Below are 12,167 nucleotides of genomic sequence, written 5' to 3'. Positions count from 1 at the left end.
GGGATGAAATGAAACCGACTATTAGTATTATTGTCCCTGTTTATAATATTGAGTTGTATATAGGTAAATGCCTGGACAGTATCATTAAACAAACCTTTACAGACTTTGAAGTTATTGTTGTAAATGATGGTTCTACTGATGAAAGTGGAGTTATTTGCGATGAGTATGCAGGAAGAGATAAGCGAATCAAAGTTTTGCACAAGGGTTATGGTGGGGTTAGTTCAGCTAGAAATGCTGGGGTTGAAACGGCAAGTGGAGATTATATTGGTTTTGTTGATGGTGATGATTATATAGATGTAAATATGTATAAATGTCTTTATACATTATGTCAAAAACAAAATAGTGACATCTCCATTTGCCATCTTGGAAGGGAAATTAAAGGAAAATTAGTAAACAGAACGAATGAGGAATTTACGGAAGAGATGGATAACGTAGAGGCAATGAAGCAGCTGTTTAAGGGGGTATTATATAGATTTTCTTTATGTAACAAACTATTTAAAAAAAATTGTTTTGATCAAATTTGTTTTCCAGAGGGAAGAATTCATGAAGACTTATCAACGACATATAAGCTTTTTTCAAAAGCAAATACTGTATTCTTTATAAATTATACAGGATATATATATGTGAAGAGGAATAATAGCATTCTAAGTTCAGATTACTATGAAAAGAGACTAGACGCGTTTGTTGGCTGGGATGAAATATTGCCGTTTATGAAGAAGCATTATCCGCAACTGTCTGAAGAAACAAATGCTTGTTTTACCTATGTTTGCGTAGACCATATTTATTATATTTTAAATCAAGTAGAAGATAAAAAAGAAAGAGAAAAATACTTAAGATCAGTTCGCACATACGTCAGAAAGTATTATAAGCAAATACGTGGGAACGGTACAGTAGCTGTTAATTGCACATTAATAACTACAATATTATATTATAACGTTAAATTACTAATTTTAGCCAATAGTGTAAAGAATATTCGTAAAGGATTTATTGTTAGGAGTTGAAATAAATGAGCCCTAAAATTAGTATTATTGTTCCGATTTATAAAGTGGAGCAATACATAAATAAATGCATTGATTCTATTCTAGCCCAAACATTTACTGATTTTGAACTTATTCTTGTTAACGATGGATCTCCTGACATATGTGGCGAAATTTGTGATAGTTACTCGGAAGCCGATAGTAGAATAAAAGTAATTCATAAAGGAAATGGCGGGCTATCAGATGCAAGGAATGCCGGAATAAACGTCTCTGAAGGTGAGTACATAGGTTTCGTTGATAGTGACGACTATATTCATGAAAAAATGTATGAAACGATGTTAAACAACGCCTTGACATATTCATCCGATGTAGTTATTTGCGATTTCTTTGATGTTAATGAAAATGAATCGACTAATAAATTAAATCTTGATGAAAAGTACCAATTAATGCACTTAACAAATTTAGAAGCTTTAGAGCAATTGTATAAATCTAAACCAGGTATTTATGTCTACGCATGGAATAAGCTATACAAAAAGCACCTGTTTAACAATATTAGGTTTGATAAAGGAAGAATTTATGAGGATGAATTTATTACTCATAAGATTTTGTTCAAAAGCAATTTAATAACTTATATTTCTTGTTGTTTGTATTATTATGTTAAGAGAACAGATAGTATTTTAAATTCCCCATTTACTATAAAAAGATTTGATAAGGTTTATGCACTAAAAGAAAGGGCTGAGTATTTCAAAAATAAAAAACAACCTTATTTATTTTATTTAACTTCTAAAAAATATTTAGAAGTTTTTTTCTGGAACTATTTTGCAGCAAAGTCAAGCTTGACCAATGTTAAGAAGGACTTAAGGGTACTTAAAAGAACTCTATATTTTAGTTTAATTGATCTAATACGAAATCCTCTATTAGGATGGAAATCTAAAGTTGCATTAATAATATTTGTAGTAAATCCTTTTATATTTGAGTTGTTTAAAGATTTTAAAAATAGATAAATAAATTTCAAACTAGGGGGAATGGGTAATGGATGTAAAAATTTCTAAGGTAATGGCTGAATTGAAGAAAAAACTAAATGTCATAAATTCAGTAATACCCACGGGTTCTACGGTATATTATTTTGATTATCCAGTATATGGAAATTTAGGGGATTTGCTTATTTGGAAAGGAACTGAAAAATTTTTTAGTGAGAATAATATTATTGTTAAAAAAAGATACAGTAATTATGAATCAATCAGAAAACTGGAATCAAACATAAAAATTAAAATACCAAGAGATGCTACTATTGTATGCCAAGGAGGTGGAAATTTTGGAGACTTATATAATGACTTTCAAAAGCTTAGAAAATTATTGGTTTCTAATTATCCTTCACATCGAATTGTTTTTCTTCCACAAACAATTTATTATATGGACCCCAAAAAAATGGAAGAGGACTTCAAATTGTTTAGATCACATAAGGACTTGCACGTTTATACAAGAGATGAAAAAAGTTTTACTCTAGCAAAAAGTTCTTTGATGAATACGTACTTATGCCCGGACATGGCACATTCCTTATACCCAATTATAGAAACATCACAGCCTGTGCCTATGTCTAATAAATTATATTTTATTAGACAGGATAAAGAACGTGTTGAGAGTCAAGTCAGCTTGGTAGAGAAGCATTCGTCTATCTTCGATTGGCATTTACTTTTCAGTCCAAAGGAAAAGAAAATATTGAATATGTATAAAATAATTCATAGGTCTTCTAAGGTTGCAAAAGTAACTCCTAATTTTTTAATACCAAGACTTTGGTCATTGTATGTTAGTTACCTTATTAAAAAAGCAATAGTACTTTATAGCCAACACAAAACAATAATCACCTCTAGGTTACATGGTCATATCCTTGCTTGTCTTATGAATAAGAGTAACGTTTTGATTGATAATTCTTATGGAAAAAATCTCAGCTATTATCAATGCTGGACGAAATACGAAGAAAACGTTACTTTTATAGATCACTTTGAATTCGAGAAAAAATATGGTAATGGAGGATCACCAAATGACTGATAAATCTGAACTCTATGTTGACAAAATTGAAGTGCTGAAGAACAAAGTGTCTGTGTATTATCATAGCACGGGAGAAATTGCGAGATGTTTGAAAGGAAATGTTTTTTGGGTTGAATATGATTTTAATATTCAGGAAGTACCAGAAAGTATTTTAGTTATTCCGTTTTTAGCAAATATTTGCCCAATCGCATGGATTACAGATAGTTATGTTTATTGTAATGAAATAGATACTCGTTTTTCAAAATCTATTGAGAAAATACGGAGATCATTTCAATCGATGTATCCCGAAAAGGAATGGAAAGGTGAATTAATACCAGAAAGGTTTATAAATAATCAGGAAAAATTTGAAGCTGACAAATCAAAGTCAGCTCTTTTCTTTAGCGGAGGTGTTGACTCCTTAGCATCTTATATAATGGCTAAGAGAGAAAAACCTATGTTAATTACTGTTTGGGGAGCAGATGTAGAGACAAACAATGATAATGGATGGAGTAGAGTTGAGAATAGTATAAAAAAATTTGCAAATTCAGTTGATTCTGAAACAGCCGTAATAAAGTCGAACTTTAGAGAATTTTTAAACTATCAATACCTAGATTTTTTTGGTTTTGTAAAACGTAATTGGTGGCAGAATGTGCAACATGGTTTAGGATTTATTGGATTGGCTGGACCTTTAACTTATGATAGTCAAATAAGCAATTTGTATTTTGCTGCCTCTCATAACTTTTTAATCCAGGTACCATATGGTTCTCATCCGACTATAGACAATAACATATCATGGGGGAGTGATGTATTTCGAGTATATCACCATTATTATGTCTTAAGATACCAAAAAGTGGCTCTAATTAGTGACTACATAAAAGAATATAATCCGAATTTAAAGATAAGAGTGTGCTTTAGAACTAAGGATGGAAGAAATTGCTCAAACTGCTTGAAGTGTACAACTTTAATAATTTACATGATGTTAGCGGGTCTGGTTCCAAGTAATCATGGCTTCAAACCAATTGATGAACAAGTTTTAAATGAAATTCGCTATAGTCTAGAAAACAGGGGTTGGGTGAACAAAAACACTAAACATAGGCTTAACATTATGAAAGAGCTTATACCCAAAAGAAAAGATTCATTACCTGATTTTTCATTGGATTTTTTCAATTGGCTTGAGAAAGCCGATTTAAATAAGATTGAAAAAAGGAACGAAATAAAAAGGAAATGGATTTACCTTAAAGGAAAAGTAAAAACAAAATTTAGTAACTAGTGTTTTGTCAACCTAATTATATAAAAGTGGATGTTATTTATTAACCCAATTGTTGCAATTAACTACGAGGAGGTAAAAGTATGCAACCAAAGATAAGTATAATAGTACCAGTATACATGGTGGAGCAATACTTGGAAAAATGTATTGATTCAATATTGTTACAGACATTTACAGATTTTGAACTTATTTTAGTTAATGATGGATCCCCGGATAATTGTAGAAGTATTTGTGATTCCTATGCAATGAAGGACCAAAGGATTAAAGTGATTCATAAAGAAAATGGAGGGCCCTCTTCAGCAAGGAATGCTGGTATAGAAATTGCTTGTGGGGAATATATTGGATTCGTGGATAGTGACGATTATATACACGAGAGAATGTATGAAATACTATTTGATATAGCTTCTAAAAACTTATCAGATATAGTAGTTTGTGATTACTATAAAGTCAAAAATAGCGAAACGCATGAAGATGGGTTAAATCCAGGTTATACAGAAACTAAAGGTTTTGTAAATTATACAAACTTACAGGTTTTAAATTTATTAATTGATTCAAATCTGGGAACTTTCATTGTTGCTTGGAATAAATTATATAGAAGTAGTTTATTTAATTATTTAAAATATATTGAGGGCAGAGTCTATGAAGATTTATTTTTAGCACATAAAATTATACATAAATGTACCAAAATAACATACACTCCTTTTAAATTATATTATTACCTTCAAAGGGAAGGCAGTATAGTAAACTCTCAATATACTGTTGAGAAATTTGATAAACTGTATGCTATGAAGGATAGGGCTAATTTCTTTAGAAATATAAAGGAGTATCAACTGTATGAAGAAGCCATCAGGCAATATACAGAAGTATTTTTTTGGAACTATTATAAAGCAAAACAGGAGTTACCTCATATAAGAGATGAGCTAAATCTATTAAAAAAAACAATGGATGAGAGTATCCTTTTAATTATGAAGAACAAACTAATAAGTTGGAAACAAAAAATAATGATATTATTATTTGTAATAAATCCTTCACTTCATGAATTCTGCAAGAAGGCTTCAGAAAATAACTAAAATGGGGTTCTTATTATGAGAAAAAAAATACTGTTTTCTATAGACTCACTAGATTGTGCCGGTGCAGAAAAAAGCCTTGTAACTTTACTATCACTTATTGATTACTCAAGATATTCGGTGGACTTAATGTTATTTGCACATGGCACAGTATTAGAAAAATTAGTACCAAAAGAAGTCAATATACTAAAACCGCTAAGGTATACTGAATTTTCAAACCTAAGTCTAAAAGAGGCTATTTTTGTCACTTTAAAGGATAAGGACCTACTACTTCTTCTTTCTCGGTTAAAATACTCTTATGAATTAAGAAAAAACAACAATTCTAATATCCAAAAGGCTCGACTATTTTGGGAAAGTGTTTCTAATGTAGTTGAAACAAATAGTAAAGAATACGATATTGCTATAAGTTATGCACAGGGGGTACCCAGTTTCTACATAGCAGAGAAGGTAAAAGCTAAGAAAAAGTTTACATGGGTAAATGTGAGTTATCGCTTGGATGAAAGAGAAAGGGAGTTTCAAAAAAATTTCTATGATCATTATGACAAAATTGTTGCTGTATCTGATTCAACCAAAGAAATATTTTCTCAGAATTTCCCTGGCATTTCAGAAAAAATGCAAGTTATATATGATATAAATAATCCTCATTTTATTTCCCGTATGGCTGATATTGGAAAGAGTTATGAGGATTCTTTTAATGGGATTAAAATCTTAACTATAGGCAGGTTAGCTAGGCAGAAAGGGTATGAAATTGCTTTAGAAGCTTGCAAGAAAATGAAAGATAACAATGTTAATTTTAGATGGTATGTACTAGGAAAAGGACCATTGGAAGAAGAAATTAAACAAAATATTAAAGAAAACAATTTAACTCATAATTTCGTTCTATTAGGAGTGAAAGCAAATCCGTACCCCTTCATTAAAAATGCAGATATTTATGTTCAGACATCCAAGTTTGAAGGTTTTGGCCTGGCTATTGCAGAAGCAAGGATGTTAAACATACCAGTCGTAACAACCAGGTTTGATGCTGTCTACAATCAAATGGTTCATAAAAAGAATGGTCTAGTGGTAGATATGAATGCCGACGCTGTCTATGAAGGTATTACTGAATTAATAAATAATAAGGAATTAAGAGAGAGTATTGTTCAATACTTATACTCTGAGAAAAAAGGGAATATTGAGGAAATTACTAACTTTTATAAATTAATTGATGAAAGAGAGCAGGAATATGAAGAAAAAAATCTTATTCATGACTATTAACATGAACGTAGGTGGAACAGAAAAAGCATTACTCAACATGATCGATGAAATACCTGAGGAGAAATATGAAATAACCATATTAATGTTAGAGGAAAGGGGTGGTTTTCTGAAGTACATCCCTAATGGTGTAAAAATAGAATACCTTAAGGAATATAATGAAATTAATGAAATTCTTAATAATTCGCCTCGTAAAACTGTATTAGACCTATTTAATAATCATAATGTAGAAAAAGGATTTAGCTTTGCTTTGTACCATTTAGTATCTAAAATTACCAAAGACAAAACGTATTTATTTAAGTATATTTTTAGGAAAACCCCAAAATTAAAGGGTGAGTATGATGTCGCTATTGCTTATGCTGGTCCCATGGATTTCATAAGCTATTTTATTGCAAATAAAGTGACTGCTAAGAAAAAAGTGCAATGGATTCACTTTGACATTAATAAAATTGGGTTTAATAAATTATTTATATCTAAGCTTTACAAAAAATTCAATAAGGTATTTGTTGTGTCAAAAGAAGGCAAGGATAAATTACTTCATCAACTACCTGATTTAACAAACAAAACAGAAGTTTTCTCAAATATAATATCATCTAAACTAATTACTCAAGAGGCTGAGTCTGGAATAGGTTTTCAGGATGATTTTAAAGGGGTGCGAATACTGACTGTTGGGAGGCTATCAGATGAAAAGGGGCAGGACATTGCCATCAGGGCATTGTCAAAGTTAATTACTGACGGATTTAATGTTAAATGGTACTGCATAGGAGAGGGGAAATCCAGAAAAAAATATGAAATGATGCGGGATGAGCTTAATTTAACAGATAAATTTATGTTGCTGGGGGAGGAACTTAACCCTTACAACTATATAAAACATTGTGATATTTATGTGCAGCCATCTAGACATGAGGGTTATTGCATTACATTAGCTGAGGCAAGAGCTTTACAAAAGCCAATTGTTACAACTAATTTCACGGGGGCAAAAGAACAAATAGTTAACAATAAAACGGGGTTAATTGTAAGAATAGATGAACATGATATTTATCAAGCTGTAAAAAAAGTAATTAAAGATCCTTTACTGGGTGGGAAATTCAGCGAAAATTTAGGTGAACAACCAATAGAGTATAATTTTGAAATGGAAAAACTATATGAACTTTTATAATTTACCTGGAAGGATTGACCAATGACCTAATCAATTATAGTTCTATATTGTATAATCTACTGGTTTTCCGTATTTTTATAACCGTACTGGTCTCCTTTAGTACAGATGTTTATGTGAATATCAGGGATGGCTAAAATATGATATTTAAGTTTGAAAACTAATGTGTATTGAAGTATCCATCTGTTTCTGCAATATTAGATGGCAAATACATAATTTCTGATTTAAAGTGACTTATGGAGGTTAAGAAATGAAGAAAGTTTTGTTCATGTTAAGTAGTATGAATATTGGTGGTGTGGAAAAGTCTCTATTATCTCTTCTGTCAGTTATGCCAGTGGAGAAGTATGATATTACGGTATTGTTATTGGAGAAAAAAGGCGGTTTTATAAAGCATATCCCTCAATTTGTAAAGGTGGAGGAAGTTTCATGGTATGGAACAGTGAAACCTATAATCATGCAACCACCGCAGCAAACCATAATGAATTACATGAACAGAAGAGAGTTTGTCAGGATTCCTTCCTTCCTAAATTCATATATTCTCTCTGAAAAAATTTTAAAAGATAGATATATATATTATAAAAATATTTTCAAGCGTATACCCCTTCATTCTAAAGAATATGACATTGCTATCTCTTTCCAGGGGCCGACAGATATAATAGATTTTTATATTGCTGAAAAGGTGACTGCTAGAAAGAAAATATCCTGGGTCCATTTTGATATATCCCAACACACGATTAATGAAAAACTATATAACAGGTTGTACAGAAAATTCGATAAGATATTTGTTGTTTCCAACGAAGCACGTAAGCGATTGATAGATAAAATACCGAATATCAAGGCTAAATCAGAAGTGATTAAGAATATAATTTCTAAAAAGGTGATTAACAATATGGCTAGAATGCCTGTAGAATTTGACGGGAATTCTAAAGGTATGAGAATTATAACAGTTGGCAGGCTTTCCAAGGAAAAAGGCCAGGATATGGCAATTAAAGCGTTATCTCGATTACGGAAGGATGGATATGAAGTGAGGTGGTATTGCATTGGTGAAGGAAAACAAAGGAAAGAATATGAACGCCTAATAGAAACGCATGGTTTAAAAGACCATTTTATTTTAATGGGTTCCATCCCAAACCCATATCCATTTATTGCAGAGGCAGATTTATATGTTCAGCCCTCAAGGCATGAAGGGTACTGTTTAACTTTAGCTGAAGCAAAATGTTTAGATAAACCAATAGTTACAACAGATTTTATTGGAGCAAAGGAGCAGATTAACGATGGATATAACGGATGGATAGTTAAAACAAATGAAGACGATTTATATGAAAAAATAAAATTTCTTATTGATAACCCCAATCAAACCAATGAGTTAAAAATAAAATTATCCGAATCTGATTTGGATACAACGACAGAGGTAGATAAATTATTAAAATATATTAGTTAGGAAAGGTATGAGAATGTTGAAGGAAGCAATTAAAAAATTACTAAAGCTTTTCAATAAAAGAGAAAAGAAAAAGTTAATTATATTATTCTTCATGATGGTAGTAGCAGCCTTATTTGAAGCGATAGGTATAGGTCTAATTGTTCCATTTGTAGGAATTGTAACAGATCCTGATATTATTCAAGAACAAGCAGTTTTATCTTTTATGTACGATTTGTTTAACTTCCGGTCAACAACTTCATTTGTTATATTCTCTGTTGTGATGCTACTGGTAGTATTTCTTTTTAAAAACCTATACTTATTGCTTTTCAACTATGCACAGTTTAGAGTGATTTTAAATCAACAAGTTAAGTTATCTCGTGATTTATTTAGAGAATATTTAACAAAACCATATACTTTCCACTTGCAACGAAATACGGCAGAGTTATTACGTAATGTAAATGGAGAAGTGTCTAAGGTGTTCCGGGGAATTGTGATGTCAGGATTTCAGTTAATTACAGAGGTCCTCGTTACTACTTGTATTTTGATTTTACTATTAGTGACAGCCCCAGTTGCAACTACAGTAGCTTCTATCTTATTAGGTGGAAGTGTTTTTTTGTTTTTTACATTACTTCGTAAAAAAATTAGTCGTTTAGGAAAAGAGCAGCAAGAAGTGAGCGGTACAATGATTAAATGGGTTAACCAAGGTCTAGGAGCAAGCAAAGAAGTTAAAGTATCAGGTAAAGAAAGTTTCTTTATTAATTCTTATACTGGCCAAAGCCAAATTAAAGCAAATAATAGCAGATATATGAAAATGTTAGAACTAGTTCCTAGGCTATTTATTGAAACATTGTTGGTATCTATTGTTTTAATTACGATGCTTATTCTCGTTTTTCAAGGAACAAGTACAACAGAGGTTGTTTCAACGATGGCACTGTTTGCTATGGCTGCTTTTAGGCTGATGCCGTCCATTACAAGAGTCACATCATTGATAACCGCTATTAGATATAATCAACCTGCGTTATCAGTTGTTTACGATGATTTATTTTTAAATAAAGATGAGAACACAAAAATTACGAGTAATAAATATTCAGTAATAATTAATCGTGGTGAAAGAGTGTTTAAAGAATCAATCAGACTAGATGATATTTCTTTTCGTTATCCTAACCAAAAAGACTATGCAGTGAAGGATGTATCGCTAACTATACCTATTGGACATTCAGTTGCATTTGTTGGGGAATCTGGTGCCGGAAAAACAACGATTGTTGATGTTATTTTGGGCCTGTTTAAACCAGAACAAGGTATTGTTTCACTAGATGGAAAAAATTTACTTGATCAGAAAGCAATGTGGCAGCAAAAAATTGGCTACATTCCACAATTCATATTTCTTTCAGATGATACTATAAGGGGTAATATAGCTTTTGGTATAAACCAAGATAAGATTGAAGATGAGGAAGTTTGGAGGGCATTGGAACAAGCGCAATTGAAAGAGTTTGTAGAAGAGCTTCCAGATAAACTAGAGACTACAGTAGGAGAGCGAGGAGTGAGACTTTCTGGTGGTCAAAGGCAGCGAATAGGTATAGCCCGTGCCTTATATCATAATCCAGAAATATTATTTATGGATGAAGCAACATCAGCATTAGATAATGAAACAGAAAAAGAAATTATGAAAGGTATTGATGGCTTAAAAGGTGAAAAAACATTAATTATCATAGCGCATAGATTAAGTACTATAGAAAACTGTGATACTGTATTTAGAATAAGTAATGGTAGATTGGCCTCAATTGATCATGATTTTAAACGTTCAGTTATGTAATAAGGGGGTAAGTGTAAATTGAAATTAGAAAATAACCTAAAATATGTGAAAGTAAAGGGTTTATTTATTTGCTTAGATAAGAATTATGTTATTTTAGCATGGTTGCTTCTATTTAAAACAAGGCCATTTAATTTACATTTACCTGCTCATAATAAGTATTTAAGGATCTTTCCAGGGAAATTTATAAAGGTTTTAAGGGTTTTTAATATAATTCAAAGACTTTTGGTATTTAAGAATAAAAAATATGAATCAAATGACGATGATATTATTAGCGTTCCTTATAATGGTCATATACTTATAAAGAAGTCAGGAGGATATAAAGTTTTTAATCTTAAAGAGGGCATCGTTGCTACTCAATACAATTTAGATGTAGAAGAAGACGATTTCTGTAGTATAACTAAAAATTTAAAGTACATTTCACAATTAAGCTTTGTCCCTCTTATTAAAGCTGTGGATTATCAAAATAAGTGCGTTTATGAAGAATATATAAACCTACGTAAAGCGAAAGGGTTTTATCCCATTTCGGCTTATTTTTACGATCGAATATTACCGGTTTGGGAAAGAAATATTACAGCATTGCCTAATAAAAATAAAAGTTTAGAAGAGTATATTTCGAATCAGAAAGCCATCATTTTAGGAAATATAAGTTATCTTACAAAAGGGAGCAGTAATGATGAATTAATATATATAGAAACATTTGTAAAGATGCTTTTAAAAAAGATTAGTTTTAATTACAACGAGAAAAACATACAACTTACATTATCACATGGGGACCTTCATGCATGGAATATCTTATTAGATGGCAAAGATTCTAAACTCATTGATTGGGATACACTCAAAGAAAGAACTGTGCTTCATGATTTGTTTTATATGTTATTTTATAACCTATTTGGAATGGAAACAAAAAATTATAATGAGTTCCTGAAGCAGTTAGACAAAGTCCTTAGTAGATCTTGTTTAAAATTAGACATAAATGAGAACGGACTCACTAAACCGAATCAAGATTTATACAGAATGCTATTTTATTTAGAGTATATAACTCTCTATATTGAAAAGAAAATCAATACTTATCCTAATAGGAAACTGATTCAAGATGGTATAAAGAAGTTAAATAATGATATTTTAGTTTTTAAAGAAGTAGAAGAGTATATATTCCATTATCAATAGCAAACTGTGAGTTAGAAGTTG

At 31.0% G+C, this 12,167-nt stretch carries 10 protein-coding genes; all 10 read left to right on the top strand.

From position 1 onward, the window contains the following. The first annotated feature begins 8 nt into the window (after positions 1-8). The 10 genes from ACTWQM_RS04585 to ACTWQM_RS04540 all read left to right on the top strand — a co-directional run bounded on the left by ACTWQM_RS04585 (position 9) and on the right by ACTWQM_RS04540 (position 12,146). A complete protein-coding gene (locus tag ACTWQM_RS04585; RefSeq protein WP_443256974.1) occupies positions 9-1,001 on the top strand; it encodes a glycosyltransferase family 2 protein in 993 nt (330 codons plus the stop codon). A gap of 5 nt (positions 1,002-1,006) precedes the next feature. Next, on the top strand, positions 1,007-1,981 hold the full coding sequence (locus ACTWQM_RS04580) for a glycosyltransferase family 2 protein (RefSeq protein WP_443256973.1): 975 nt from the start codon (positions 1,007-1,009) through the stop codon (positions 1,979-1,981). Between the two features lie 28 nt (positions 1,982-2,009). Next, positions 2,010-3,026, top strand: a complete 1,017-nt coding sequence (locus ACTWQM_RS04575) for a polysaccharide pyruvyl transferase family protein (RefSeq protein WP_443256972.1) — start codon at positions 2,010-2,012, stop codon at positions 3,024-3,026. After that, positions 3,019-4,275, top strand: coding sequence for a hypothetical protein (locus tag ACTWQM_RS04570; RefSeq protein WP_443256971.1), 1,257 nt, complete (start codon positions 3,019-3,021; stop codon positions 4,273-4,275). Before ACTWQM_RS04575 ends, ACTWQM_RS04570 begins: the two co-directional genes overlap by 8 nt. An 80-nt stretch (positions 4,276-4,355) precedes the next feature. Continuing rightward, complete coding sequence (locus ACTWQM_RS04565) at positions 4,356-5,342, top strand: glycosyltransferase family 2 protein (protein WP_443256970.1); 987 nt, start codon at positions 4,356-4,358, stop codon at positions 5,340-5,342. Between the two features lie 15 nt (positions 5,343-5,357). Further along, positions 5,358-6,593, top strand: a complete 1,236-nt coding sequence (locus ACTWQM_RS04560) for a glycosyltransferase (RefSeq protein ID WP_443256969.1) — start codon at positions 5,358-5,360, stop codon at positions 6,591-6,593. Then, positions 6,562-7,749 (top strand): glycosyltransferase, encoded by a 1,188-nt coding sequence (locus ACTWQM_RS04555; protein WP_443256968.1) that lies wholly within the window; start codon positions 6,562-6,564, stop codon positions 7,747-7,749. Before ACTWQM_RS04560 ends, ACTWQM_RS04555 begins: the two co-directional genes overlap by 32 nt. Positions 7,750-7,996: 247 nt before the next feature. After that, positions 7,997-9,187, top strand: coding sequence for a glycosyltransferase (locus tag ACTWQM_RS04550; RefSeq protein WP_443256967.1), 1,191 nt, complete (start codon positions 7,997-7,999; stop codon positions 9,185-9,187). A gap of 13 nt (positions 9,188-9,200) precedes the next feature. Then, entirely contained in the window at positions 9,201-10,979 is a 1,779-nt protein-coding gene (locus ACTWQM_RS04545) for an ABC transporter ATP-binding protein (RefSeq protein WP_443256966.1), read from the top strand. Between the two features lie 18 nt (positions 10,980-10,997). Continuing rightward, on the top strand, positions 10,998-12,146 hold the full coding sequence (locus ACTWQM_RS04540) for a phosphotransferase (RefSeq protein WP_443256965.1): 1,149 nt from the start codon (positions 10,998-11,000) through the stop codon (positions 12,144-12,146). Positions 12,147-12,167 lie beyond the last annotated feature (21 nt).

Source organism: Virgibacillus sp. L01, from assembly GCF_052246775.1.
Taxonomy (GTDB): Bacteria; Bacillota; Bacilli; order Bacillales; family Amphibacillaceae; genus Lentibacillus.
Note: the sequence above shows the minus strand (reverse complement) of the source record. Positions and strands in the feature narration are given on the sequence as shown.

What these genes read in the sequence shown, in the direction of transcription:
- ACTWQM_RS04575 (WP_443256972.1), top strand. Translation starts at nt 2,010, where the DNA reads ATGGATGTAAAAATTTCTAAGGTAATGGCTGAATTGAAGAAAAAACTA.
- ACTWQM_RS04555 (WP_443256968.1), top strand. Translation starts at nt 6,562, where the DNA reads ATGAAGAAAAAAATCTTATTCATGACTATTAACATGAACGTAGGTGGA.
- ACTWQM_RS04560 (WP_443256969.1), top strand. Translation starts at nt 5,358, where the DNA reads ATGAGAAAAAAAATACTGTTTTCTATAGACTCACTAGATTGTGCCGGT.
- ACTWQM_RS04570 (WP_443256971.1), top strand. Translation starts at nt 3,019, where the DNA reads ATGACTGATAAATCTGAACTCTATGTTGACAAAATTGAAGTGCTGAAG.
- ACTWQM_RS04585 (WP_443256974.1), top strand. Translation starts at nt 9, where the DNA reads ATGAAACCGACTATTAGTATTATTGTCCCTGTTTATAATATTGAGTTG.
- ACTWQM_RS04550 (WP_443256967.1), top strand. Translation starts at nt 7,997, where the DNA reads ATGAAGAAAGTTTTGTTCATGTTAAGTAGTATGAATATTGGTGGTGTG.
- ACTWQM_RS04565 (WP_443256970.1), top strand. Translation starts at nt 4,356, where the DNA reads ATGCAACCAAAGATAAGTATAATAGTACCAGTATACATGGTGGAGCAA.
- ACTWQM_RS04545 (WP_443256966.1), top strand. Translation starts at nt 9,201, where the DNA reads ATGTTGAAGGAAGCAATTAAAAAATTACTAAAGCTTTTCAATAAAAGA.
- ACTWQM_RS04580 (WP_443256973.1), top strand. Translation starts at nt 1,007, where the DNA reads ATGAGCCCTAAAATTAGTATTATTGTTCCGATTTATAAAGTGGAGCAA.